We start from the raw sequence: 25,077 nt of genomic DNA on the forward strand, positions 1-25,077 counted from the left end.
GCGACCCAGCGTTCAATGCGAGCCGTGCACAGAAAATCTATAAAATGTTTAGAGACCGTATTCGAGAGCTAACGCCGAAAGAATTTCAAAACTTATTACGTCCTGCATTTCAGGAAGACGAATGGATTTTGATTTTATTGGGTGGGGTAACGGGCTTTATTGCGGGTACAATACATTTGTTTGTGGCTTTCTTATAATTAGATGCTAAAAATATGTCGAATTTTTCGACATGTACAAAGTGTCAAATACATTGTTTAAATGAGGATGTTTTTTTATGCGCATTATCTTACTCGGACCACCTGGAGCAGGTAAAGGTACACAAGCTCAGTTGATCTGTAAGCGCTACAATGTCCCACAAATTTCAACCGGTGATATGCTCCGTGCTGCAATTCGTGAAGGAACTGAACTCGGTCTACAGGCGAAAAGCGTGATGGACAACGGTGGTCTTGTATCTGATGAACTGATCATTGGTTTAGTGAAAGAACGTATTGCGCAACCTGACTGTGCAAATGGCTGTATCTTTGATGGTTTCCCTCGTACGATTCCGCAAGCTGAAGCTTTGGAAAAAGAAGGCATCAACATTGATCACGTGATTGAAATTGATGTTCCTGACGAAGAAATTGTACAACGTCTTTCGGGTCGCCGTCAGCACCCTGCATCGGGTCGTGTTTATCACATCGTTTACAACCCACCTAAAGTGGAGGGTAAAGACGACGAAACTGGTGAAGAATTGGTACAACGTCCAGATGACCAAGAAGCAACGATTCGTAAACGTTTAGGTTCATACCATACTGAAACTGAACAGTTGGTTGGTTTCTACCAAGGTCGCGCAGCGTCTGGTGAAAATGCACCAACTTATGACAAGCTGAATGGCTTACGTCCAATTGACGAAGTACAAGCGGATTTGTTTGCAATTCTTGATCAAGACAAATAATTGCATGTTTTAAACATGGCAATGTTTTGACATTGAAAGAGCTCTAAGTCATATTAGGGCTCTTTTTCTTGATCCTTTTCAAATGGAGTCGCGTGTGGCACAAGTTGGAATCATTGTTTTAATTATTGTTGCTGTGGCGGTGTTATTAGGTTTGTTTTATATCAGCGCAAAAATGCTGCGCGATGTCAGTCAACAAGAAAAAATGTCGAATAAGCAGCCAGAACGGCAGTTGCATCCGAAGTTGCAGCAAGACTTAAAAGATAAATCCAATCAAAAATAAAAACTGAACTTTAATGTTCAGCTTCTATTATCGTTTTTGTGGCAATGCGTGCTGCACCAAATTCAAAACGATCTGGCCAGTTACATACATCTGAAACGATGCACTCATGACATTTCGGTTTGCGTGCGATACAGCAGTATCGACCATGTAAAATGAGCCAATGGTGTGAATCGACAATAAATTCTTTCGGTATGACTTTCACTAAACGGTGTTCGACTTCCAGCACATTTTTGCCGACCGCTAATCCTGTACGATTGCCTAAACGAAAAATATGTGTATCGACCGCCATGGTCGGTTGTCCAAAAGCAGTATTTAACACCACATTGGCTGTTTTTCGCCCTACACCGGGTAAAGCTTCCAAATCAGCACGGTTGTTCGGCACGATGCTATTATGTTTTTCAATCAGTATCTTACAAGCTTTAATGACATTTTCAGCCTTCGCATTATATAAGCCTATGGTTTTAATATAGGTTTTTAAACCATCTACACCCAAGGCATAAATCGTTTCAGGTGTGTTGGCAACTGGAAAGAGTTTATCTGTGGCTTTGTTGACACTCACATCCGTTGCCTGAGCAGATAAGGTCACGGCCACTAATAGCTCAAAAGGACTTGAATAATTCAATTCAGTTTTTGGGTTTGGGCGTTGTGCTCGTAAACGTTCAAAAAAGATTTGGATTTGCTTTTTGGTCATGTTTTTTACAGGTTTTCCGCTTGTGGTTAGCATGCTCTAAGCTTCCTGTAACTGATTAAGCTGTTGGGTTAAATCATCTAACAACAGACGCTTTTGGGTATCTTCACGCACGCTGAGTTGCTTTTCTAGTTTTTTGATTTGTACGCGTAATTTCGCCAGTTCAATGGTGGATTTTGCGTCGAGTTTTACCGTCATTTCTGGTTCTTTTTCAATGATCTGAATATCAGGTACTGCATCGTTCTGTGCTGAAAATTGGGCAAATAACGCTGTATCAATTTCAGCACGAACTACTGGGCCTTTGCGGTGTAGACGCTGTTTTTCTTCACGTTGTATATGTGCGTAATAGCGTTGTCTTAGATCATCTTGCTCAGCTTTACGCAAGATTTCGGTCGGTATTTCGTCTGCATCTGGAATGAGGTCAATACAGTCGACAGGACAGGGCGGAATACATAGCTCACAACCTGTGCATAGGTCAGACAAAATGCTGTGCATGAGTTTACCAGAACCAATGATTGCATCTACTGGGCAGGCACTAATACATTTGGTACAGCCAATGCATTCATCCTCGCGAATGATGGCTTTCATTCTCTGCGGACGGCCATCAGCCTGAATAGGCCAAACACTTTCTTCTGCGATGAATTTTGGCCGATTAAGCAACTGAGCCAATGCATCTGCTACAGGCTGTCCACCTGGGACGCATTTATTGGCAGCCTCACCTTCGCTGATGGCTTTAGCATAAGGCAAGCAACCATCACGATGTCCACAGAGCCCGCATTGGGTTTGGGGAAGGAGGGCATCTATATTTTGGATAAGTGAAATGTGCGAGTTCATGCGTAAACCGACCCTGCAACTGTATGTGCAGAGATACTAGGACAATTTAAGTAGATGCTGAATTTTACCATGTTTTTTTTGAATAATCTTATGTTCTAAAATGGTTCATTTGTTGCATCTTTTTTGCGCATAAAATGATTTTAAATCTGTGTTTTTATTGGTATTTTTTATAACCAGTTTTAAGACATATTTAATATAAATAATTGTTATATAAATGATAAATATGTTTTTTTGAATAAATGTGTTGTGAATTGTTGGGAAAAGATATTTAATTGTTTGCGCCAAAATTTAACATTGTTTATAAAATTTGACCAATTTTGATCCATTTTTTTGCTGAGGATTAAGCGTTGAAATATAACAGCCTTAATGAGTTTTTAGATTACGTGAAAACACGTGATGCACATCAACCTGAATTTCTACAAGCGGTAGAGGAAGTCATGACCAGCCTTTGGCCGTTCATTGAAAAAAATCCTCGTTATGCAGATCACGGTTTGCTAGAGCGTTTAGTAGAGCCAGAACGTGCAATTCAATTCCGCGTTTCATGGGTAGATGATCAAGGTCAAACACATGTTAACCGTGCTTTCCGCGTTCAGTACAACTCGGCAATTGGTCCATTTAAAGGTGGTATGCGTTTTCATCCATCGGTGAATTTGTCTATTCTTAAGTTCTTGGGTTTTGAACAGACTTTTAAAAATGCACTCACCACACTACCTATGGGCGGGGGTAAAGGGGGGGCAGACTTCGACCCTAAGGGCAAGTCTGAAGGTGAAATCATGCGTTTTTGCCAAGCGCTGATTATTGAGTTGTATCGCCACCTTGGTTCAAATACAGATATCCCTGCGGGTGATATTGGCGTGGGGGGGCGTGAAGTGGGTTATATGGCTGGCATGATGAAGAAGTTGAGCAATGACACTTCATGTGTGTTTACAGGCAAAGGTTTAAGTTTTGGTGGTTCTTTGGCTCGTCCTGAAGCAACAGGTTATGGCACAGTGTATTTTGCGGAAGAAATGCTGAAAACTCGCGGTGATAGCTTTCAAGCTAAAACGGTTACCATTTCTGGTTCAGGGAATGTGGCACAGTATGCTGCTGAAAAAGCAATGTATTTAGGTGCAAAAGTCGTTTCATTGTCCGATTCGGCAGGTACAGTATATGTCAAAAATGGCTTTACTGACGCGCTACTTGCTGAAGTGATGGAACTAAAAAATGTAAAACGTGGTCGTATCTCTGAGTTTGCTTCTAAGCATGGTTTTGAATACTTAGAAGGTCAGCGCCCTTGGTCTATTCCATGTGATATCGCTTTGCCATGTGCAACTCAAAATGAGTTAGATCCGGCCGATGCAGAAGCGCTACTTGCAAATGGTGTGATTTGTGTAGCTGAAGGGGCAAATATGCCTTCAACTTTAGATGCGGTAGAAAAGTTCGTTCAAGCGAAAATTTTATATGCACCAGGTAAGGCTTCGAATGCGGGTGGTGTTGCAACTTCTGGCCTAGAAATGTCACAAAATGCTTTACGTTTGGGTTGGACGTTTGAAGAAGTTGATGAGCGTTTACATGCGATCATGAAAGAAATTCACCGTAACTGTGTGAAATACGGTACACAAGAAGATGGCTCTGTGAACTATGTTAATGGTGCCAACATTGCAGGTTTTGTAAAAGTGGCCGATGCAATGCTTGCTCAAGGCGTATTCTAAGTTATATATACTGAGATCAATACTCAGGAAAAAACCGAGGTATAGCCTCGGTTTTTTCTAGGTCATTGAACGATTACAATGAGCCTTTTACCGCTTCACGTTCAATGATCATGTCTTGCACATAAGCATATTTGGATTGGTCAGCCGCAGGGTTTTGAATTTCATAACGCTTCACACGTACGATCTGACGCTCTTTCGGGTTATGCGTGAAACCATCAATATGGTTATAAAATAATGTCCAGTCTTTATCGACTTGGGTTTTTACCCCATTTTCAGCATATTTAAGTTCACGAACTTGTAGACACTCCATACGAGCAACGCCTGTAGAACATGTTTTGGTCTCTGGTGAGATTTCTAAGAAAACAGTTTCACCTTGACTTTGATATTTCGATTCAGCTGTTTGCTTGCCTGTGAAAACAACTTTTTCACCATTCGCAGAGATCACTGTTAATGTTGGTGCTTCAGGATCATTGAGATTTAAAACGAAAGGCACTTTACGGTTGTCAAATAGGTTGGCTACGACTTTTTCTTGTGCCATGGCTTTCGGTTCACATGCCATTTGTGTTGCCATGAGGTTACCTGTCACGATTTGATTATTTTCAACTTTCCAGCTAGTCCCCATGCCGTTACAACTGGTTGCAATCCCTAGACGACCTGCTTTGTCAAAGTTTAAAACCAAAGGCTTGGGCGCATCTGTGGTATTCGCGCTCCAATGGTAGTTTGCAAGTGTTTGATCTGCATTTTGTTGTTGGAGTACAGACACAGCGATATCTCCTACTTTTTGGATATCAGAGGATTGGCAAGCGGCCAGTGCGAGTGGGAAAAGGGCAATCGCTAAATATTTTAATTTCATGGTTACAAGTTCTTGATTTAAAATAACAAGATCCATAATATCCCATCTTCTTTTTAAAAGAATGAATACATTCAGTTCTTTTCAGTTTCAGAATGTATCCATAAATATTTTTTTGTTAATTTATAATTAAAATTTATGTGTTAGTCGAAACGATAAATGTCCATACCCAGTGCACCCATGGTAAAGCTGCTATGTACAATATTAAAACGATGCCCTGTACCCATCGCAAAAAATATGGGCGAAAAGTGTTCTAAAGTTGGATGATTACGACGGACAAAAGGAATAGATTCCCAGTTTAAAACCGCATCATAGTCCTGATGACTGAGTTTTGCGACCACATGGTTCCGAAATGTCGATGCCCATTCAGGTACCGCTTGGGATTGGCCATGCCAAGACAGCTCAGCTAAGTTATGTGTGATACTTCCAGAACCAATCAGTAATACCTGCTGCTCACGAAGTGGCGCAAGCGTTTGTCCAATTCTATAAATCTCTTGGGCTGATAAGTTCATTGGCAGAGAAATCTCTACCACAGGAATGTCAGCATCAGGATACATATGTAGTAAAGGCATCCAAACGCCATGATCCCGCGGACGGGTGCCATTCGCATGTGCTGAAAAATTTGCTTCTGCCAACAAATTTAAGATTTCTTCAGCGAGCTGGGGTTGACCTGGGGCAGGGTAGCGAATGTCATAAAGTTCAGCAGGAAAGCCGCGGAAATCGTGCCATGTCTCAGGACGTATACCTGTACTTACTTCTAGTGCGTTACTTTCCCAGTGTGCAGACATAATAACGATGGCTTGTGGCTTTGGTAGGTTTAGGCTTAAACGGTGTAACGCAGGCCCAACTTGCTCAGGATTCAACGCAAGCATGGGAGAGCCATGAGAAATGAATAAGCCGGGGAGCGTTTGTAAGTTCATTGTGAAAGCCTAATAAAGGAAGATGGAAACAATTGTGTCAGATTCTGCTCATTTCAGTAATGTGAAAAACATCAACGTATTGTTCTGAAAATAGAACGGAAATTGACCTAGCCTGCCCGATGATAAGGATGATTATGGTTGATGCTCATCGCACGATATAGCTGTTCAATCAGCATTACGCGAACCATGGGGTGGGGCAAAGTGAGTTTAGATAATGACCAATGCCAAGCAGCCGCTTTACGTACTGCTTCAGAATGGCCATCAGGTCCGCCAATAGCAAGTACAATATCATTACCCTCAAGCATCCATCCTTTCATGGTTTCAGCCAGTTTTTCGGTACTAAACTCGCGTCCTCCAACCTCTAAAGCAATCAAGACTTCATTGCCTTTCATGGCATTCAAGATGCTATCACCTTCAATTTGGCGATACTTCAAAATATCTGCTTCCGAGTCATTTTTGCCACGTTTTGCCATTGGCAGTTCAATAATTTGTGTCTGAACAAAAGGCTGAATACGTTTAAAATAATCTTCAAAACCAGTGAGCACCCACGCTGGCATTTTTTGACCAATGGTCAGAATACGGATTTTCATAATGAAGTATGTATATGGAGACGATTTATTATAACGGTGAAAGTATGGCTTTGCAGTGAGACGAAACAAAATGCAATTGAATTCATTGAGCCAATGTTGCTTAATTCAACAAATGAGTGGAATAAGAAATACTTGGAATAATAACAATGTGGCTCAAAATTTTAAAAAAACAGGCTTTTTTGTTGATTGTTGTACTGGGTACTTTCACAGGGCAGGTATTCGCAAGCAACGTCAAAATGGCTGATGAACAAAACTTACAGGTCTATTTGGAGCAGGTGATTGGTCAGGGCAAAGCACGTAATTATAAAAATCTCGACGAGCTGAATCGTGTCTCTGCATGGATTAAAGAACAGATGCGCTTGTTGGGTGTGCCATGCCAATATCAAAACTTTACGGCCAATCAGCAAATCTACCGAAATGTAGTGTGTAGTTTAAACGTCGGACGTGCAGACCGCGTGATTGTTGGGGCGCATTATGACGTCTTTGGTGAGCAAGATGGCGCCGATGACAATGCCTCTGGTGTTGCTGGTGTAATTGAAACTGCACGGATTTTGGCAGAGCAAAAGTCTAAACTACCTAATAATGTAGAGTTCGTTTTTTATAGTCTGGAAGAGCCTCCATTTTCTAAAACTCAGCAAATGGGGAGTTATGTCCACGCGAAGTCAGTCCAAGCTCACAAAGAGAAGATTAAAGGGGTGTATATTTTAGACATGATTGGTTTCTTTAGCGAGCAGCCGATTCAGAACTATCCAGTGGGTTTAAAATGGATTTATCCAACCCATGGTAATTTTATTGCAACCGTGAGTAATGTCAGTTCACGCGATTTAGGTACAGGCTACTGTGCTGCGATGCAGGAGTTGAATCAACTGGAATGTCAGCGTTTGGTTGCACCAAGCTTTGCCAATGCTTTCGATTTTTCAGATCATTTGAATTATTGGGAGTTTGATATTCCAGCAGTGATGATTACGGATACTGCTTTTTATCGAAATGCTCATTATCACGCCAAAACAGATCGTTTAGCCACATTAAATTTAACTAAAATGACCAATGTGATTGACGGGCTGGTGCAGCATTTATTGAAACCTTAATGGATCATTAAACAATAAAAAACGCAGTTCCCAAGTAGTGAGAACTGCGATAAAAGGTCATCCGTCTGGAGAATCAGATGACCATACGATTTTAAAAATCGAATAAAGAGAAAACATACAGCACATACATATTCCTACTATTTATATCGGGATTTTTACAAAATTTTCAAGTCTAAATTAGCTTAAAAGGTTTATAAAAAAAGCATGTACACTTGAGGCTAGAATTTTAAGTTTATTTTATTGCATAGAATGCAAACCAATCATATTTCCTTCGCTATCGAAAGCAATCACAACATAACCATATTCGCCAATAGAAATCTTCGCTTCATGGATTTTTCCACCAAATTCCATAATACGGCTGGCTTCGTGCGCACAATCTTCACATGAAAAATAGATTAGGGTACTGTTCGCTCCTGCAACAACACCAGGCATTTTGACCAGTGCTCCAGAAGCACCGTAGGCTTGCATATCTGATGGAAATGCCCACATTTGCAGTGAATTACCATCTGAAGGTGGTGTAAGTTCAGTCAGCTGAACCTTAAAAACGGATTGGTAAAATTGTTTGGCACGAGATAAGTCATCTACATAAATTTCAAACCATCCAATTGGATTTTTCATTTTACTTGTCCTACATCTATCCCTTGATTGAATTATTGTAGTTGCTCAATGTACGACGGTATGTGGAATTCTCTACGCTGATTTGTAATAAAAAAAGAGAGCCGAAGCTCTCTCTTTTCATCATACCGAATCAGTGGCGTGCAGCTTTTTTGCCTTCATCGACTGCTTTCACAATCGGTGCCTTAACCAATGGTTCAGGCATAGATGTTAATGCTAACGGTAAAATCTCATCAATTGATTTCACTGCTTTAATCTCTAAACCTTCTTTGACATTGTCAGGGATTTCAGATAAATCACGGACGTTGTCTTGAGGAATGAAGACCAGCTTAATTCCACCACGGTGTGCTGCGAGTAGTTTCTCTTTCAAGCCACCAATACGCATTGCACGGCCCCCTAGACTGGTTTCACCTGTCATCGCGATATCAGGACGAATTGGAATACCAGTAAAGGCAGAAACCAATGCTGTCGTTAACGCGAGACCTGCAGAAGGGCCATCTTTAGGTGTTGCACCTTCAGGTAAGTGAACGTGTACATCTGTTTCATCAAAGCGAGATGCATCAATACCGAGTTCATCTGCACGGGTACGTACCACGGTCATAGCAGCAGTAATGGATTCTTTCATCACGTCACCGAGTGAACCTGTGGTGATGAATTTGCCTTTACCTTTGACCGCTGCAACTTCAATGGTCAATAACTCACCACCGACAGAAGTCCATGCTAAACCGTTGACGCGACCGACTTGAGCTTCATCTTCCGCCATACCAAAGTCAAACTTATGTGGACCTAAGTAGTCTGGAAGGTTAGCCGAAGTCACGTCGACTTGCAGATTTTTCGCCTTTTTACTGACCGCTTCTTTTACCACTTTACGAGCAATTTTAGAGACTTCACGCTCTAAGCTACGCACACCAGCTTCACGTGTATAACGTTGCACGATGTCACGAATCGCTTCTTCATGAACAGTCAATTCTTTTGCACGTAGACCATTGTTCTTGATTGCTTTAGGAACAAGGTAACGCTCAGCAATATTGACTTTTTCATCTTCGGTATAACCCGGTAGACGAATCACTTCCATACGATCCAGTAAAGCTTCTGGAATATTCATGCTGTTGGCCGTACAAATGAACATCACTTCAGACAGGTCAAGATCCAGATCTAAGTAGTGATCGTTAAACTTGCTGTTCTGTGATGGATCGAGTACTTCAAGCAATGCAGAAGCAGGGTCGCCACGGTAGTCTTGTGCCATCTTGTCGATTTCGTCGAGCAAGAACAATGGGTTCTTTACGCCGACTTTCGTCAACGACTGCACAATTTTACCCGGCATCGCACCGATATAGGTACGACGGTGACCACGGATTTCCGCTTCATCACGTACGCCACCGAGCGCCATACGGACAAACTCACGACCTGTCGCTTTGGCAACAGATTCACCCAGTGAAGTTTTACCTACACCTGGAGGGCCAACCAAACAAAGGATTGGGCCTTTAAGTTTTTTCACGCGCGATTGAACCGCGAGATATTCCACAATACGATCTTTCACGTCATCTAAGCCATAATGATCGGTATCTAAAATTTCTTGCGCTTTGCTTAAGTTAATGCTGACTTTGCTGGCTTTATTCCAAGGCGTATCTAAGATAGCCTCGATATAATTGCGCACCACAGCCGCTTCACTTGATGCAGGTTGCATTGCTTTGAGTTTACGGAATTCGCTTTCAGCTTTTTTGCGCACGTGTTCAGGCAAATCAGCTTCAGCAAGACGTTTTTCAATTTCAGCAACGTCATCTTCCGCACCGCCATTCATGTCAGAAAGTTCACGCTGAATCACCTTCATCTTTTCATTGAGGAAGTATTCGCGTTGATTTTTCTCCATTTGGCGCTTCACTGAGTCATGTAAAGTTTGCTCAATCTGTTGTTCTTCAGATTGCTGCAATAAATATGTCATCAGTTCTTGTAGATGGGCTTCAAACTCATCGTGTTCGAGGAATTTTTGCTTCACATCAATATTCAGTGGAACACGGGTCGCTACGAAGAATAACAATTGCAGTAAATCATCAATCTTGTTCGCTGCAGCAATGAGTTCACGTGCATTACGTAGTTTTGCTTCAGCGTATTGAGCAAACAGGGCACGTAACTCTTGTACACGTGTTTCTTGCGTTGTTTCGTCAATGTGGACTGACATTGGGCTAAGCGCATGTTCTGCTGTGAGATAATCATTTTCATCAATGATTTTTTCTAGCTTTGAACGATGTAAGCCTTCAATTAATACTTTTATACAGTTTTCATCATTTTCATGATTCACAACTTGCACAATCTTCGCGACAGTACCGTATTGATATAAGTTGTCGTGATCAATTTCTTCTGAAAGAGAATCTTTCTGAGCAACTACAAATACTAGATTGTCACTGTTACGAGCCACATCAACTGCATTGATCGATTTTTCACGACCTACAAATAGCGCGATTTGCATGTGTGGATACACCACGACATCACGTAACGCTAAAAGTGGTAATACACTTGGAACCTGAGGCTCTAAGGTTTCTTGATTCATAATAATTTCAGACATGGGCACTCCTAATGAGTGACAACGGTGTTGCCATGTTTTTTATAGTGATGGGTATTTTAAAAAATACAAGGGCAGGTCAAAATAAATTGTATAAAAAATGACTAAACATGTGATTTTTAAGTATTCTCAACAGTCAAAAATGTCAATTTTAGCGCTTGAAGCGTAAATGTTGTTGAGGGGTCAGCAGTCCATCTAAAGGCTGATCCCATGTTTCTCGAATCAAGCGCTGTGGCACTAACTGGAAGTGATGGGCCAAACCAAGGCGAAACGGACGGTGATAGGGCGCAGAAGCCAAGGTTTTATCGTAAAAACCACCGCCCATGCCAATACGTGTGCCATAAGGATCACAAGCCAATAAGGGCATGAGCAGGAGGTCTAAATGTGAAACGTGTTGCCCACGTGTTGCCATAGGCTCTTGCATACCTAACGGATGGTGGGAAAAGCGTTTATTTTGAAATTGGTTGTGTGAAACTTTGACCCACACCAAGCGCTGGTTCATATTGCAAATCATTGGTAAATACACTGCTTTTTTCTGATGAAAACAATATTCAATGATTTTACGGGTCTGAATTTCCCCAAAAGCATGTAGATAGATCCCGACACGGGTGGCATGTTTGAATTCGGGCACGCGTTTTAAGCGCTGTAAAATTTGCTGTTCGGACTGCTGCTGTTGATAGGAGGAAACTTGTCTGCGTTGTTTGCGAAGCTGTTTTCTGAGTTGGGCAAGTTCAATCGACATGGTGAACGCAGTCCTGAGTATCGAAAAGATGAGTGTTAAAGTGATCGCCAAGTCAAAAAAGACGGCAATTGTTTATGGTGCAATCGTTGAACCTTTTTTCAGTTCTTGCAAAATAGGGCAACAGCTATCTGTCGTGGTTTTACATTCATCCACCCAAGTTGAAAGCCGTTGTTTCAAAGCATTCAGTTCTTGAATCCGTTGATCAATTTTTTCCAGACGTTGCTGAATCACATCACGGACTTTTTCGCGGTCATCCAGTTGCAAATGTAGTAGATCTTGAATTTCACTCAACTGTAAGCCCGCATCTTTACCTTTTTGAATAAAGCCCAGAGTTTCAATATCTTGCTGGCTATAGTAGCGATAGCTTTGGGTGGTTTCAGGAATGCGCATCAGACCAATGCGTTGATAATAACGAATCGTTTCTACATTAACATGACACTGTTTTGCCAGTTTGCCGATAGTGAGCATAAAATAATCTCCAAAAGGCTTGACTCAGTACCTAGGTACAGACTTTATGCTAACACAATCAAAAAATAAAAGGTGAGTCAGAATGAGTGAGCAACACAAAACTTCTTGCTGTTCCAAAGATAAATTAGCACCTACGGTGGTAAGGATCGACCCAGTTTGTGGTATGACAGTGGCGGAAGATTCTCCACATGTGTATGAGCATCAATCTGTTCGTTATTTGTTTTGTTGCTCAGGCTGTTTAAATAAATTTGCCGCTAACCCAGAGGCTTACTTAGGCTCAGAAAAACAATCAAGCACTTGTTGTGGTAAGCCGAAAACAGATTTAAGCAATGCTTCATCTCAGGCGAAAGAGGGTAGTGCTGTAGTTATTTCCAAAGGCTGTGGTTGCGGATCCAAACCTGTGTCAGATGCAGAGAAGACCACATTTATTGACCCTGTGTGTGGTATGACCGTGACGGATTTAAGCAAACCGCGCACTGAGTGGCAGGGGCAGGATTATTATTTTTGTAGTGAAAAGTGTCAGCAAAAATTCATTGCCAATCCAGAGGCTTATGTAAAGGTTGAACATTTAGATTCTGTAGTTAAAGCTTCAGGTTGTTGTGGGTCGACACCGAAAGTGGTTGAGAAAAAAGCATCCTGTTGTGCGCCTAAGCCACAAACAGTACCAGATACCAAAGCCAGTTGTTGTGCATCTAAACCTAAGGCAGAACCAGCCAAAAGTAGTTGCTGCGGTGGAGGAAAGCATGAACATCATGCTCCATCTGGTTCATCCGCATTTATTGATCCTGTCTGTGGTATGTCCGTTGACCCAAATACAGAGTTAAAAACGGATTATCAGCAACAGACTTATTATTTCTGTAATCCTTCTTGCTTAGATAAGTTTAAGGCTGACCCTGAGTTTTATCTGATTCCACCCGATCAGCGTCCTGTGCCTGAAGGGGCTGCGGATATGGACTATACCTGTCCGATGGACCCTGAAATTGTACAAAAAGGACCGGGGACGTGTCCGATTTGTGGTATGGCACTCGAGCCGATGCAACCGACTTTAGATGATGCACCCAACCCAGAGTTGGTGGACTTTAGCCATCGCTTTTGGATGACTTTACCACTGACGTTGATTGTATTTGTACTGGCGATGGGTTCGCACATTCATAGTTTCATTTCACCGCATATTCAGCCGTGGATTGAGCTAGTCCTCGCGAGTCCTGTGGTGCTGTGGGCGGGTAAACCCTTTATTGAACGTTGCTGGACTTCGTATAAAACCCGCAACCTCAATATGTGGAGCCTTATTGGTGTCGGGGTGTTGGCAGCTTATATTTATAGTGTCGTGGCAACGATTTTCCCAAGTGTGATTCCAATGGAAGCCAAAACTGGGCACGGCGTTGCAGTGTACTTTGAAGCGGCCTGTATGATCGTGTCTCTAAGTTTGCTTGGTCAAATCATGGAACTGAAAGCGCGTGCCAAAACCGCAGACTCACTCAAAGCCTTACTGAAACTGCAAGTCAACACGGCCAAGTTGGTTCAAAACGATCAAGTGGTTGAAGTGGATATTGATATGGTCAAACAAGGCGATATTTTACAAATTGCCTCAGGTGAGCAGATTCCACTCGATGGTGTAGTGGTGGAAGGCAAAACCTATGTCGATGAAGCCATGATGACAGGCGAACCTGTACCTGTGAAAAAGCAAGTGCATGACACGGTGATCGGTGGTACGGTCAATCAACAAGGCAGTATTCGTATTCAAACCACGGCGGTCGGGGCGAATACCACTTTGGCGAAAATGATTCAAACGGTAGCAGAAGCACAGCGTTCAAAAGCGCCGTTACAACGTTTGGCCGATGTATTTGCCAAGTACTTTGTCATCATCGTGCTATTGATTAGTGTGCTGACCTTTGTTGCTTGGATGATCTTTGGTGGTGCACAATTTGACTTGGCTCTGATGTGCGCGGTGGCGGTACTGATTATTGCTTGCCCATGTGCGCTGGGTTTAGCAACGCCAATGTCCGTGATGGCCACGACAGGGCGTGCAGCGCAGAAAGGGGTACTGTTTAAAGATGCAGAGGCGATTGAAGCGTTAAGTAAGGTCAATACATTGATTGTCGATAAAACAGGAACTCTGACGGAAGGTAAACCAAGTCTTAAAGAAATTCAGTTGCTCAGTCCAAATGTAGAACAAACTCAAGTAGAACAGTGGATTGCCTCGATTGAGCAATATTCTAGTCATCCGATTGCTCAAACTCTGACTCAAATTGTCCCTGCACAGCAATTGCTTAAAGTAGCAGACTTTGAAGATGTGACTGGGTTTGGTGTCAAAGGGCAGATCGGCGAGCAAACCCTCTATATTGGCAGCCAAAAGCTGCTAGAACAACTCGGCATTACTTTAGATGATACTTTGCAAAGCCAGTTGAATCAGCAACGTGCGACAGGCAACGTGATCAGTTTCTTAAGCAATAACCAAGAAGTGCTGGCTTATATTTCTATTCACGATGCGATTAAGGCCAATGCTCAGCAAGTCATTCAACAGTTGATTGATGATGGTATTGAAGTGGTCATGGCAACAGGTGACCACGAACAAAATGCCCAGTTGGTGGCTAATGAATTGGGTATTCAACAAGTCTATGGCAACTGTACGCCAACTGAAAAACTGGAGATCGTGAAGAAATATCAAGCCCAAGGTAAAATTGTGGCGATGGCGGGAGATGGGATTAATGATGCACCAGCCTTAGCACAAGCCAATGTCGGGATTGCTATGGGGAACGGAACTGATATCGCGAAACAAACTGCGCAAGTCACTTTGGTGAAAGGTGACATTCGTGGAGCAGCCGATGCGCTACATATGGCGAAACTAGGTGTGCGTAATATGAAACAAAACCTTGCTTTTTCCTTTGTGTATAACGGTTTGGGTGTACCTGTGGCAGCAGGAATTTTCTACCCATTAACAGGTTTATTACTCACCCCGATGTTTGCTGCGGTGGCGATGTCACTGAGTTCGTTGTCTGTGGTTTTGAACGCTTTACGTCTGCAAAAAGCAAAATAAAACAAGCTCTTTTTGAAAATCTGATTTAAACCAAAGTCCATAAGAAAGCGCTTTTGAGAAGGCGCTTTTTTATGGCGTGTGGAAGTTAAGAACGGAGTAATCTTTTAATAGATAGCCCTGCGATAATTCTCAAGTTGAAGACCCTTTCTTATTTTGCGCTGATTGAATAAATAAAATTCTCTTGAATGAGGCACTGAGTTCTCATCATTGAAAAGTTAAGAAATGGGTCTAGATAGCCCACCGCCTAAAGCTTTGTATAATTCGATTTGAGTATTCAATTTGGTTTGTTCAAGCATCAGTAGACCTTGTTGAGCTGCGTAAGCAGAGCGTTGAGCATCCAACACGGTTAAATAACTCTCTATGCCTGCTTTAAAACGAGCCGTGGATAATTTGTAGGTGGTATCGGTCGCGGAAACCAAACGGCGTTGCGCATTTAAACGATTTTCGATATGAGCCTGTGCAGCCAAGGCATCATTGACCTCACGGAATGCAGACTGAATGGCTTTTTCATAATTCGCCAATGCAATTTTCTGTTCTGTTTCAGCAATCTTAATATTGGCTTTACGCGTTCCCCAATCAAAGATAGGAAGTTCAATACTTGGGCCAACTGACCAAGAAAAACCGCCAGATTTAAATAAATCTTTTAGTTCAGTTGAGGCATAACCTGTAGAACCTGTCAGACTAATGTTTGGATACATACGTGCTTTTGCTGCGCCAATATTTGCACCCGCAGCTTGAAGTTGATATTCAGCCGCTTTTAGATCAGGGCGATTATTGAGTAAATCACTACTTAAACCTGTCGCAAAGTTGGTTTCGGCACTGATACTTTTCACGGCATGATTTGGGAGAAGGTGTTGAGGAACAACTTGCCCAGCCAATAGATTGAGTAAATTCTGTGCCTGTAATACTTGGGTTTTATACGCAGCCACATCATTTGTGGCAGTCTCTACGGAAATCTGTGCTTGACGCAAAGGGACTTCACTTTCAATACCCGCATCAAAACGTTTTTTGTTCAGATTGTATGCATCAAGTTGCGCTTTAAGTGTTTGTTCAGCAAAGTTTAAATTGGCTTGAGCATAGGCATAATCCAACCAAGCTTGAGAAACTTGGCTGACTAAACTGATCTGCGTGGCTTCTTGTGCGCTTTGCGTGGCAAAGTAATTATTCAACGCCACATCTTTTAAGCTTTTCACACGTCCCCAAAAATCCAGTTCATAGGTTGTCATACCAAGCCCGACTTGGAAAGCTGAATAAGGGTTATTGGGATTCACAGAAGCGTTGACTTGTCGAATCGCACTACCATTTGCACCAATAGTCGGTAGTTGATCATTTTTGCTGATTTGGTACTGTTGCTGTGCACGTTGAATATTCAACGTGGCTGTACGTAAATCACGATTGTGATCTAAGCTGATTTCAATCACTTGTAATAATTGCGTATCAACAAAGAATTGTTTATAGCCCTGATGTGCAATCGAAATTCCTGTGTTTGTCTGTGCAAAACTCTGTGGAATATCTGATTTGATCATCGGCTGAGGTGCTTGCATATTCATACACGCCGTCATTGTCATTGAAAGCGTAGAGATGAGTAGCCCACGAGATAAGACAGTCACTTTAGACATGGTCTTCTCCAAATAATATAAAGATGAATGCAGAGGAGAGAACAGAGAAAATCGTTTGATTTTCTCTGTTCAATGCTATTTAAGATGGATTTTTTTCTTTCGAAGAAAACAGCTTTTCAACTGCACCCAAGACAAAGATAAAAAAGACAGGTACAAAGAAAATCGCCAGAATTGTTGCTGAGATCATGCCACCAAATACGCCTGTGCCTAAGGCATGTTGGGTTTCTGAACTTGCACCTGATGCGATGACCAATGGAATTACACCACAAGTAAAGGCAAGTGAAGTCATCAGAATCGGGCGTAAACGAAGTTTTGCTGCCGCAACAGTGGCTTCAATTAAACTCATGCCTTCTTCCTTGAGCATCTTGGCAAATTCAACAATCAAAATGGCATTCTTGGCAGATAAACCGATGATGGTAATCAAGCCGATTTTAAAGAACACATCATTCATCATCCCTCTCGACATAATTGCCACAATTGCACCGAAAATACCCAGTGGTACGACGAGCATCACTGACAGTGGAATTGCCCAACTTTCATAGAGTGCAGCGAGTACAAGGAAGACCACCAGCATAGATAAACCGAGTAAGAACGCCATTTGTGATTCAGATTGTTTTTCCTGTAAGGAAATACCCGTCCATTCATAACCAATGCCTTTCGGTAATTTGGCAATCAGTTGTTCCATTTCACGCATCGCATCACCAGATGAGGTATCAAAGTTTGGAATCCCTGCAATACTCAAGGATGGGCGACCGTTATAGCGATTGTATTGTTGTGGTGCTTTGCTCCATTGAGGGGTGACCACTTCGGATAAAGAAACTAATTGCCCGCTTGAACCCGCTACTTTGAGATTTAAAATGTCTTTCAATTGCATCCGTGCTTTGGCATCAACCTGAACAATCACTTGTTGCATACGACCCTGATTTGGAAAGTCGTTGATATACATAGATCCCATTGAGGTCGAGATGATGTCTGAGACATCAGAGAACTTCACCCCTAAAACATTGAGTTTCTCACGGTCAATTTTTAAAGAAATGTTGTCACCTTGTGGTAGACCTTCATTCCACACCATATAGAATTTTTTATTCTTGGCAGCCATTGCCATTAACTGGTCTTGAGCAGCCAGTAGCGCAGGCATACCTAAGTTGGCTCGATCTTGTAAACGTAAACTAAAACCTGAAAAAGTGCCCAATTCATCAATGGCAGGCGGAAGTACCGCCATGGTTGCACCTTCTTTACTGTTCGCCATGGTTGCATTGACGGTATTGGTCATTTCGGTTGCTGTCGATGTGCGGTCTTTAAAATCGGCAAGGGTCGTAAACGCGACTGCCACGTTTTGTCCCGAACCACTAAAGCCCCAACCCATAATAGTAGTGTTACTTTTCACATTTGGATTGTCTTTTAGACTGCTTTCAAACTCATTCACCACATTTCGAGTACGTTCAGTAGTCGCATCCGATGGCAGTTGGAAAGAGGTGAGAAACCAGCCTTGATCTTCTTCGGGCATAAATGCGGTGGGCCAATATTTCATGCTTGCAAAGGTAATGCCCGTAATCATCACAAAGATCACCATCATCGGAATACTGTGCTTGATGACTTTGAGTAGCATCACTTCATATTTCTTGGTGACTTTGTCAAAGCTACGATCAAACCATGCAAAGAAACCTTTCTTTTGATGATGACCATCAATCGGTTTTAGAATGGTCGCGCAGAGAGCAGGGGTTAAGATCAAAGCCAATAATGCGGAGAACAGAATTGACACTGACATGGTTAATGTAAATTGCTGATAGATAATCCCCACTGAACCACTGGCAAACGCCATCGGTAAAAACACCGCAGCCAGTACCAGTGTAATCCCTATAATTGGACTGGTGATTTCCTTCATCGCTTTAGAGGTCGCTTCTTTAGGAGACAAACCTTCTGTCGCCATGATTCGTTCTACGTTTTCAACCACTACAATTGCATCATCAACGATGATCCCAATCGCAAGCACCATACCAAACATGGTCAGTACGTTGATGGAAAAGCCTGCCAATAGCATGACTGCAAAAGTACCTAGCAATGCAATTGGCGCGACAATCGCAGGAATTAAGGTATAACGAACATTATGCAAGAACAGATACATTACAATGAAAACCAGAACCATAGCTTCGAGTAAGGTATGAATCACTTTCTCAATCGAAATTTTAACGAAAGGTGCAGTGTCATAAGGAACACTGATTTGCATCCCTTCTGGTAAGTTCAACTTTAGTTCTTTGATTTTGGCTTTAACACCCTCCGCCGTTTTGACCGCATTCGCGCCCGGACTGAGTTGGATTGCAGCAGCCGTAGCAGGTTTACCATCTTCCAAAATGGCAAAGTTATAGGCTTGTGAGCCGATTTCAACCTTGGCGACATCGGACAGCTTGATCACACTGCCATTGGTTTTACTTTTTAAGCTGATATTTCTAAATTGCTCAACATTGCCCAATTGCCCTTGTGCAGAGAGTGGTACAGTAATCAGTTGACCCTTTTCAGCAGGCATATCTCCAAGGCGACCGGGTGCAATTTCAACATTGTTCTCGCGAATCGCGGTATTCACATCACTAATTGACAGGCCATAAGACACCAGTTTATTGGGGTCGACCCAAATTCGCATGGCTTTTTCTGCACCGAAGGATTGAACTTTCCCCACACCTTCAACACGTTTCAGTTCTTCCACCACATTGCGAACCAAATAATCATTCAGATCAACTTCAGAATATTGACCATTAGGCGAATTGATCCCGACTAACATCAAAAAGCCTGATGAAGATGCTTCGACTTGTAAGCCTTGTTGACGAACAACTTGTGGTAGGCGTGCTTCAACTGCTTTGATTTTGTTTTGCACATCGACTTGTGCCATTTCAACATCTGTACCTGGTTTAAAGGTCGCTGAGATTTGCGCTGTACCAGAGGTATCTGTGGTCGAACTATAATAAAGCAGGTTTTTAACCCCAGATAATTCTCTTTCGATCAAGGTCACAACACTGTCATTAATGGTTTTTGCCGTTGCGCCGGGATAAGTCGCACTAATGTTGACTTGAGGTGGCGCGACACTTGGAAAGCGAGCAATCGGCAGTTTGGGGATACTGAGTAGCCCAAACAGGATAATGAAAATCGCAATCACCCATGCAAACACAGGGCGGCGAATGAAAAATTGTGACATCATCATTTCGCTCCTTGAGTCATAGGTGAGGTGCTATTGTTCGATGATGGCGCCTTCCAAGTCGTGAGTTGCAGTTTTTGATTCGCTTGGATGCGTTCAACCCCTTCAACGACTACTTTGTCACCTGTTTTTAGTCCCTTATTGGCAATGTAATACTGCTCATATTGCTGACCCAATTCGATTGGGCGAATATCTGCCGTACCTTTAGTATTGATGACATAGACTTGTGGATCACCATTGATATTACGTTGAATCGCTTGAGCAGGGACGAGCAAGGCTTGAGGAACAGAAGCACGGTCGATATTGACGCGGACATACATCCCCGGAAGGAGTTTACGTTCAGGATTCTGCACTTCGATGCGGATGGTGACATCACCTGTTTCGGGATCGACATTAATATCTTCAAACAGCATCTTCGCACTGACTTTATAAGGCTGTCCGTGGCTGTTGGAAATCCGAACGGTCTTCTCATTATTTGCCGATAACTCACCGCTTTGTAGTGCGACCTGTAGTCGTTCATATTCGCTAATAGATTGCTTTACATCGACATAGACTTTGTCGATTTGTTGAACAGTCGCCATGGTATTCGTATCACCTTGACTTACCAAAGCACCTTCAGTCACGAATGATTGTCCGATACGACCTGAAATCGGTGCGCGTACAGTGGCATATTGCAGATTCAGGTTTTGACGAGTCAGCAAGGCTTTCATTTGTGCAACATCAGCCAAAGCCTGACGGTATTCAGCTTGAGCATTACTGACTTCTTGCTTACTGATCGCATTGCTAGGCAGTAATTGTTCATAACGTGCTAGCTGAACTTTTAAACGTGCAACCTCAGCTTCTGCTTTATTGAGTGAAGCCTGATTACTATTCACATCGGCTTGAAAGATTTCTGAATTAATTTTATAGAGTGCTTGTCCTGCTTTAACTTCACTGCCTTGAGTAAACAATACCTTTTCAATAATGCCACCGACTTGTGGACGTATTTCAGCAGTACGGAAGGCTTGTACACGCGCAGGGAGGTTCTCGCTAAAATTCACCGACTGCGGTTGAATATTGAGTACGCTTACTTTTGCAGGAGCAGCTTCTGCCTGAGTTGCTTGCTCTGAGCCACACCCTTGTAGTATCAGTCCGATAGATAAAAATAATGGAAGTAAAAGATGCTTTTGCATACTGTCCAAGCCTTGGGAGTTTTTGATGCTGTCATTATTTTTGAGAAGTGTGTAACGATGATCTCTGAAATGTGGAAAAAGTGTGGAGATACACAGATAAATCGGCGTATTATGGAGATTGACTGAAATTATTCGATAACCTATTCATGTTCGAAGCTTCATTTTCTTTTGATTGCCATGACAAACAGATTCTTGTTGTAGAAGATGAGTATGAGATTGGCGATATTATCGAGCACTATTTAAAACGTGAAGGGATGCACGTGATTCGTGCGATGAATGGCAAGCAAGCAATTGAAATACATGCAGCACAAGTAATTGATCTAATTGTGCTCGATATTAAGTTGCCTGAGCTAAACGGTTGGGAAGTGCTAAGTAAAATTCGTCAAAAAGCACAAACGCCTGTCATCATGTTGACAGCACTCGATCAAGATATTGATAAAGTGATGGCACTCAGAATTGGTGCGGATGACTTTGTGGTCAAACCGTTCAACCCAAATGAAGTGGTTGCACGGGTGCAAGCGGTCTTAAGACGAACTCAGCACAGTATGCAAGCCCAGCAGAAGCACTTGTTGTATAGAAATATTGAAATTAATACAGAACTTCGTAGTGTCTATGTACAGCGACAGAATAAAAAGATTTTACTGAATCTGACGTTAACGGAATATAAAATTCTTCTGTTAATGATTGATCATCCACATAAAGTATTTAGTCGTAGTGAGCTGATGAACCAATGCTTGCCAGATAGTGATGCGCTTGAACGTACAGTTGACAGTCATGTGAGTAAGTTAAGAAAGAAACTTGAAGAGCAAGGACTTGAGCAGATACTAATGAATGTACGTGGGGTCGGGTACCGATTAGATCAGCCAAAAGACTTGCAATGAGTAATGTAAAACCGTGCAAGATGTGGAGAATGCGAAGGAATAGGGCTAGAAAATAATATGAAAAATAAGTCAGGTATTAGTACACAGTTATTTATCGCCTTAAGTATTGTCAATTTAAGCGTGACGCTATTCTCTATTGTTCTCGGGTACTTTATTTATGACTATGCGATTGATGCAGGTTGGATTACTTTAAGCGCATTGCAAGAAGACTGGAATGAATTTCATTTTGTCGATTGGATTTGGTTGGCGACCGTGATTTTCTGTGGCTCAGTTATTTCTTTAATCATTGGGATGTATCTCGCACAGCGGTTTATTCAGCCCCTCAATTTTTTGGTCGAAGCTGCTAAGAAAATTAGTCAGGGTGATTTGTCCGCAAGGGCTGAAGATACACAAGGACACTCGATTGAAATTTCTGAGTTGGTACAACATTTTAATGATATGGCATATAAACTTGAAGTTTCTGTACAAAATGCGCAAGTTTGGAATGCCGCAATTGCCCATGAATTAAGAACTCCCATCACGATTTTACAGGGACGTTTGCAAGGCATGGTAGATGGTGTTTTTGAACCCAATCCAGCCTTAATCAAGAGTTTATTAAACCAAGTTGAAGGCCTTTCTCATTTGGTGGAAGACTTACGTACGCTGAGTTTGGTTGAAAATCAACAGCTACGTTTAAATTATGAATGGGTTAATCTGCAAGACAGTGTTGATAAGGTATTGAAAATATTTGAAGAGCGTTTGATACAGGCAGATTTAACACCAGTATTGGATTTGGAAACAACGCCTGTTTTTTGTGACCAACGCCGTATTGAACAAATATTGATTGCTTTGATTGATAATGCTATTCGTTATGCAAATGCAGGAAAGTTAACTATTTCATCTCAAACTGATGGAAAAATGTGGCAGCTAAAAGTTGCTGATAATGGACCAGGGCTTGCTGAAGAATTTCAACAACATTTATTCGACCCGTTCTTTCGCTTGGAACAGTCACGCAATAAAGAGTTTGGTGGAACTGGCCTTGGACTTGCGGTGGTCAATGCCATTGTGATTGCACATAAGGGCACAGTGCATTATGAAAACCTAAACTCAAACAGTATTTTCACCATTCAAATGGGCATTGGCAGTAGTCGAGAATAAGCGTTTGAGCTTAATGGTATTTATTGAAAATAAAATTTAGAGAAGTATATGCAATTGATTAGACTGGCCACGCCACATGATATCAAATCAATTTTTGATATCCGAATCAGTGTAAAAGAAAATCACCTTTCCCTAGAGCAATTGACAGAGATGGGTATTACCCCAATTTCAGTTTTGGCGATGATGGAAAGTGAACCATGTATTTGGGTTGTGGAAAAGGCAGGGATGGCACTTGGTTTCTCAATAGTTGATTTTAAAGCGGGGATGGTTTTTGCAAGTTTTGTACATCCCGATCATGAAGGGAAAGGCTTTGGAAAACAGTTAATGAAAGAGGCAGAAGCCTTATTATTTCAAAAATATAATCGTATTTACTTAGAAACAGACTCAAAAAGTCGGGCATATCAGTTTTATAAGCACTTAGGTTGGAATACTGTTGAATTTTATGCAAATAGTGATGTCAAAATGGAAAAATTTAAACCTGAAAAGAGCTTTGATAAATTACTTTTTAGATCAAAATATTATGCTGTATAAATTTAGATCTACTGGTTTTTATCCTATTTTGTAGACTGAAGTATCATCACTTAAAAAGAGTGGTAACTACTGTACGATAACTGGAATCGAATAAGGACAAGATTTAAGGTGAATTTAAAAAGTCTAGAGGCATTTTATTGGGTTGTGACCTTAAATAGCTTCAATAAGGCTGCTGCAAAATTACAAACCACTCAGCCTGCGGTTTCCCAAAAAATCACTGCTCTAGAAAATGATTTAGGTTTTAAAGTCCTTGATCGCGGTTTTCGACAGCTTAAACCCACCCATAAAGGCATGACCCTGTTTAAATATGCTGAAAAGTTTATGCGTTTGGAAACCGATTTGGTGGCCGAGCTAACTGAAAACCAACACCTCACAGGAACGATTCGTTTAGGTGTTTCGGAGACGATTGTTTATACGTGGTTGGTTGAATATATCGAAAAAGTACAAAAAGAATTTCCCAAAGTTTCTGTGGAAATTGTGGTGGATTTAACTCCAAATTTGCAAGAAGGTGTGCGTACAGGGGATTTGGACATGGCCTTTTTGCTGGGCCCGACTTTGGCTTTCGAGTGTGTAGAGCAGGCGCTGTGTGACTTTGAACTGAGTTTTTTGGCAGCTCCATCTTTTAAAGGTGGTGTAGGTCAAATGTCATTTAAGGCATTGATGTCGCATACCATTTTAACCTATCCAAAAATTACCTATCCCTATAAAGAGCTCAAGGCCAAAATGAAAGAACAGGCACTGGATGAGCCGCTTTCAATTACCAGTTATTCGCTTGCGACCTTATTGCGTCTTGCAGAGCAAGGGTTAGGGATTGCCGTTGTGCCGACCTTAACGGCGCTAAAGGAAATTACCGATGGTCGCTTAGAAATTTTGAATACCCCGATCCAGCTAAAAACCTTTCATTTCACCTCGATTTATATGCAAGGCAATGATGCAGCCTTGAAAGAGAAATTAACCGATGTCGCAGTCACTGTTTCTGAAAGTGCAATGAAAAGATTGCTTGAAAAAATCAAAAAATAATTGAGGCGTACCAGTTTTTTGACAAGTGAAGTTACTTTATCTCAAAACGTAATTTGTTTGAAAAACCATAAAAGCAGCTTATCGTGCGTGATAAGTAAAATTTATCACTAGACTTATAATAAATAAAAAACAATAAAATACAGTTATTTATATTTAACAATGGATGTAAAAAGTCGTATTGTTCATCGTGCTTGCCTATGTTCTTATTTCAAATAGAAGATTTGATCCACCAT

The 25,077-nt window shown here is 41.7% G+C and carries 21 protein-coding genes and 1 pseudogene; 10 read left to right on the top strand and 12 right to left on the bottom strand.

All coding sequences use genetic code 11. From position 1 onward, the window contains the following. The 3 genes and pseudogenes from B4F08_RS06970 to B4F08_RS06980 all read left to right on the top strand — a co-directional run. A pseudogene (locus tag B4F08_RS06970) lies at positions 1–197 on the top strand (hypothetical protein); the annotation flags it as partial. Between the two features lie 77 nt (positions 198–274). Then, positions 275–934, top strand: coding sequence for an adenylate kinase (adk, locus tag B4F08_RS06975; RefSeq protein WP_086208428.1), 660 nt, complete (start codon positions 275–277; stop codon positions 932–934). 82 nt (positions 935–1,016) lie between these two features. Further along, positions 1,017–1,214, top strand: coding sequence for a hypothetical protein (locus tag B4F08_RS06980; RefSeq protein ID WP_110975657.1), 198 nt, complete (start codon positions 1,017–1,019; stop codon positions 1,212–1,214). 10 nt (positions 1,215–1,224) lie between these two features. On the opposite strand, the gene nth is transcribed toward B4F08_RS06980, so the two are convergent. Both nth and B4F08_RS06990 read right to left on the bottom strand, forming a co-directional pair. Beyond that, on the bottom strand, positions 1,225–1,938 hold the full coding sequence (gene nth / locus B4F08_RS06985) for an endonuclease III (RefSeq protein ID WP_086208426.1): 714 nt from the start codon (positions 1,936–1,938) through the stop codon (positions 1,225–1,227). A 3-nt stretch (positions 1,939–1,941) separates the two neighbouring features. Beyond that, positions 1,942–2,736: an RnfABCDGE type electron transport complex subunit B gene (locus tag B4F08_RS06990; protein WP_291373926.1), complete on the bottom strand. Its 795-nt coding sequence runs from the start codon at positions 2,734–2,736 to the stop codon at positions 1,942–1,944. Between the two features lie 347 nt (positions 2,737–3,083). Here B4F08_RS06990 and gdhA point away from each other — a divergent pair, with 347 nt between their 5' ends. After that, positions 3,084–4,427, top strand: a complete 1,344-nt coding sequence (gdhA, locus tag B4F08_RS06995) for an NADP-specific glutamate dehydrogenase (protein WP_291373927.1) — start codon at positions 3,084–3,086, stop codon at positions 4,425–4,427. A gap of 73 nt (positions 4,428–4,500) precedes the next feature. Here the strand turns inward: gdhA and B4F08_RS07000 are convergent, their stop codons facing one another. The 3 genes from B4F08_RS07000 to rlmH all read right to left on the bottom strand — a co-directional run bounded on the left by B4F08_RS07000 (position 4,501) and on the right by rlmH (position 6,787). Then, positions 4,501–5,280, bottom strand: a complete 780-nt coding sequence (locus tag B4F08_RS07000) for an META and DUF4377 domain-containing protein (protein WP_151707026.1) — start codon at positions 5,278–5,280, stop codon at positions 4,501–4,503. A 140-nt stretch (positions 5,281–5,420) separates the two neighbouring features. After that, the gene (locus B4F08_RS07005; RefSeq protein WP_110975654.1) at positions 5,421–6,197 is read right to left on the bottom strand and encodes a dioxygenase; all 777 of its coding nucleotides are present in this window, start codon (positions 6,195–6,197) and stop codon (positions 5,421–5,423) included. A 107-nt stretch (positions 6,198–6,304) separates the two neighbouring features. Then, the gene (gene rlmH, locus B4F08_RS07010; RefSeq protein WP_004980899.1) at positions 6,305–6,787 is read right to left on the bottom strand and encodes a 23S rRNA (pseudouridine(1915)-N(3))-methyltransferase RlmH; all 483 of its coding nucleotides are present in this window, start codon (positions 6,785–6,787) and stop codon (positions 6,305–6,307) included. Between the two features lie 146 nt (positions 6,788–6,933). On the opposite strand from rlmH, the gene B4F08_RS07015 reads away from it, so the two are divergent. After that, positions 6,934–7,875, top strand: coding sequence for a M20/M25/M40 family metallo-hydrolase (locus tag B4F08_RS07015; protein ID WP_151707025.1), 942 nt, complete (start codon positions 6,934–6,936; stop codon positions 7,873–7,875). A 237-nt stretch (positions 7,876–8,112) separates the two neighbouring features. On the opposite strand, the gene B4F08_RS07020 is transcribed toward B4F08_RS07015, so the two are convergent. The 4 genes from B4F08_RS07020 to B4F08_RS07035 all read right to left on the bottom strand — a co-directional run bounded on the left by B4F08_RS07020 (position 8,113) and on the right by B4F08_RS07035 (position 12,260). Continuing rightward, complete coding sequence (locus tag B4F08_RS07020; protein WP_086208420.1) at positions 8,113–8,493, bottom strand: VOC family protein; 381 nt, start codon at positions 8,491–8,493, stop codon at positions 8,113–8,115. A gap of 130 nt (positions 8,494–8,623) precedes the next feature. Beyond that, positions 8,624–11,053 (bottom strand): endopeptidase La, encoded by a 2,430-nt coding sequence (gene lon / locus B4F08_RS07025; protein WP_005399830.1) that lies wholly within the window; start codon positions 11,051–11,053, stop codon positions 8,624–8,626. A 148-nt stretch (positions 11,054–11,201) separates the two neighbouring features. After that, complete coding sequence (locus B4F08_RS07030; RefSeq protein WP_291373928.1) at positions 11,202–11,792, bottom strand: 5-formyltetrahydrofolate cyclo-ligase; 591 nt, start codon at positions 11,790–11,792, stop codon at positions 11,202–11,204. 72 nt (positions 11,793–11,864) lie between these two features. Continuing rightward, positions 11,865–12,260 carry a MerR family transcriptional regulator gene (locus B4F08_RS07035; RefSeq protein WP_110975649.1) on the bottom strand — a complete coding sequence of 132 codons (396 nt, stop codon included), beginning with the start codon at positions 12,258–12,260 and terminating at the stop codon, positions 11,865–11,867. 82 nt (positions 12,261–12,342) lie between these two features. Here B4F08_RS07035 and B4F08_RS07040 point away from each other — a divergent pair, with 82 nt between their 5' ends. Further along, on the top strand, positions 12,343–15,297 hold the full coding sequence (locus tag B4F08_RS07040) for a heavy metal translocating P-type ATPase (protein ID WP_291373929.1): 2,955 nt from the start codon (positions 12,343–12,345) through the stop codon (positions 15,295–15,297). A 215-nt stretch (positions 15,298–15,512) separates the two neighbouring features. Here the strand turns inward: B4F08_RS07040 and adeC are convergent, their stop codons facing one another. From adeC to B4F08_RS07055, 3 genes are all read right to left on the bottom strand, one after another. Beyond that, complete coding sequence (gene adeC / locus B4F08_RS07045; protein ID WP_291373930.1) at positions 15,513–16,916, bottom strand: AdeC/AdeK/OprM family multidrug efflux complex outer membrane factor; 1,404 nt, start codon at positions 16,914–16,916, stop codon at positions 15,513–15,515. Between the two features lie 79 nt (positions 16,917–16,995). Further along, entirely contained in the window at positions 16,996–20,106 is a 3,111-nt protein-coding gene (locus tag B4F08_RS07050; RefSeq protein ID WP_291373931.1) for an efflux RND transporter permease subunit, read from the bottom strand. Then, positions 20,106–21,275 carry an efflux RND transporter periplasmic adaptor subunit gene (locus B4F08_RS07055; protein ID WP_291373932.1) on the bottom strand — a complete coding sequence of 390 codons (1,170 nt, stop codon included), beginning with the start codon at positions 21,273–21,275 and terminating at the stop codon, positions 20,106–20,108. The genes B4F08_RS07050 and B4F08_RS07055 overlap by 1 nt, the downstream gene beginning before the upstream one ends. Before the next feature lie 146 nt (positions 21,276–21,421). On the opposite strand from B4F08_RS07055, the gene adeR reads away from it, so the two are divergent. The 4 genes from adeR to mumR all read left to right on the top strand — a co-directional run bounded on the left by adeR (position 21,422) and on the right by mumR (position 24,844). Continuing rightward, a complete protein-coding gene (gene adeR, locus B4F08_RS07060) occupies positions 21,422–22,156 on the top strand; it encodes an efflux system response regulator transcription factor AdeR (RefSeq protein ID WP_291373933.1) in 735 nt (244 codons plus the stop codon). A 57-nt stretch (positions 22,157–22,213) separates the two neighbouring features. Further along, on the top strand, positions 22,214–23,293 hold the full coding sequence (adeS, locus tag B4F08_RS07065; protein ID WP_291373934.1) for a two-component sensor histidine kinase AdeS: 1,080 nt from the start codon (positions 22,214–22,216) through the stop codon (positions 23,291–23,293). A 48-nt stretch (positions 23,294–23,341) separates the two neighbouring features. Further along, positions 23,342–23,824: a GNAT family N-acetyltransferase gene (locus B4F08_RS07070; RefSeq protein WP_291373935.1), complete on the top strand. Its 483-nt coding sequence runs from the start codon at positions 23,342–23,344 to the stop codon at positions 23,822–23,824. Between the two features lie 108 nt (positions 23,825–23,932). Further along, on the top strand, positions 23,933–24,844 hold the full coding sequence (gene mumR, locus B4F08_RS07075; protein WP_086208409.1) for a LysR family transcriptional regulator MumR: 912 nt from the start codon (positions 23,933–23,935) through the stop codon (positions 24,842–24,844). Positions 24,845–25,077 lie beyond the last annotated feature (233 nt).

This window comes from Acinetobacter sp. UBA6720, assembly GCF_002454215.1.
Classification (GTDB): Bacteria; Pseudomonadota; Gammaproteobacteria; order Pseudomonadales; family Moraxellaceae; genus Acinetobacter.

Excerpts from the sequence above, each read along its gene's own strand:
- adk (WP_086208428.1), top strand. The coding sequence starts at position 275 with ATGCGCATTATCTTACTCGGACCACCTGGAGCAGGTAAAGGTACACAA.
- B4F08_RS06980 (WP_110975657.1), top strand. The coding sequence starts at position 1,017 with ATGGAGTCGCGTGTGGCACAAGTTGGAATCATTGTTTTAATTATTGTT.
- nth (WP_086208426.1), bottom strand. The coding sequence starts at position 1,938 with ATGCTAACCACAAGCGGAAAACCTGTAAAAAACATGACCAAAAAGCAA.
- B4F08_RS06990 (WP_291373926.1), bottom strand. The coding sequence starts at position 2,736 with ATGAACTCGCACATTTCACTTATCCAAAATATAGATGCCCTCCTTCCC.
- B4F08_RS07000 (WP_151707026.1), bottom strand. The coding sequence starts at position 5,280 with ATGAAATTAAAATATTTAGCGATTGCCCTTTTCCCACTCGCACTGGCC.
- B4F08_RS07005 (WP_110975654.1), bottom strand. The coding sequence starts at position 6,197 with ATGAACTTACAAACGCTCCCCGGCTTATTCATTTCTCATGGCTCTCCC.
- rlmH (WP_004980899.1), bottom strand. The coding sequence starts at position 6,787 with ATGAAAATCCGTATTCTGACCATTGGTCAAAAAATGCCAGCGTGGGTG.
- B4F08_RS07015 (WP_151707025.1), top strand. The coding sequence starts at position 6,934 with ATGTGGCTCAAAATTTTAAAAAAACAGGCTTTTTTGTTGATTGTTGTA.
- B4F08_RS07020 (WP_086208420.1), bottom strand. The coding sequence starts at position 8,493 with ATGAAAAATCCAATTGGATGGTTTGAAATTTATGTAGATGACTTATCT.
- lon (WP_005399830.1), bottom strand. The coding sequence starts at position 11,053 with ATGTCTGAAATTATTATGAATCAAGAAACCTTAGAGCCTCAGGTTCCA.
- B4F08_RS07030 (WP_291373928.1), bottom strand. The coding sequence starts at position 11,792 with ATGTCGATTGAACTTGCCCAACTCAGAAAACAGCTTCGCAAACAACGC.
- B4F08_RS07035 (WP_110975649.1), bottom strand. The coding sequence starts at position 12,260 with ATGCTCACTATCGGCAAACTGGCAAAACAGTGTCATGTTAATGTAGAA.
- B4F08_RS07040 (WP_291373929.1), top strand. The coding sequence starts at position 12,343 with ATGAGTGAGCAACACAAAACTTCTTGCTGTTCCAAAGATAAATTAGCA.
- adeC (WP_291373930.1), bottom strand. The coding sequence starts at position 16,916 with ATGTCTAAAGTGACTGTCTTATCTCGTGGGCTACTCATCTCTACGCTT.
- B4F08_RS07050 (WP_291373931.1), bottom strand. The coding sequence starts at position 20,106 with ATGATGTCACAATTTTTCATTCGCCGCCCTGTGTTTGCATGGGTGATT.
- B4F08_RS07055 (WP_291373932.1), bottom strand. The coding sequence starts at position 21,275 with ATGCAAAAGCATCTTTTACTTCCATTATTTTTATCTATCGGACTGATA.
- adeR (WP_291373933.1), top strand. The coding sequence starts at position 21,422 with ATGTTCGAAGCTTCATTTTCTTTTGATTGCCATGACAAACAGATTCTT.
- adeS (WP_291373934.1), top strand. The coding sequence starts at position 22,214 with ATGAAAAATAAGTCAGGTATTAGTACACAGTTATTTATCGCCTTAAGT.
- B4F08_RS07070 (WP_291373935.1), top strand. The coding sequence starts at position 23,342 with ATGCAATTGATTAGACTGGCCACGCCACATGATATCAAATCAATTTTT.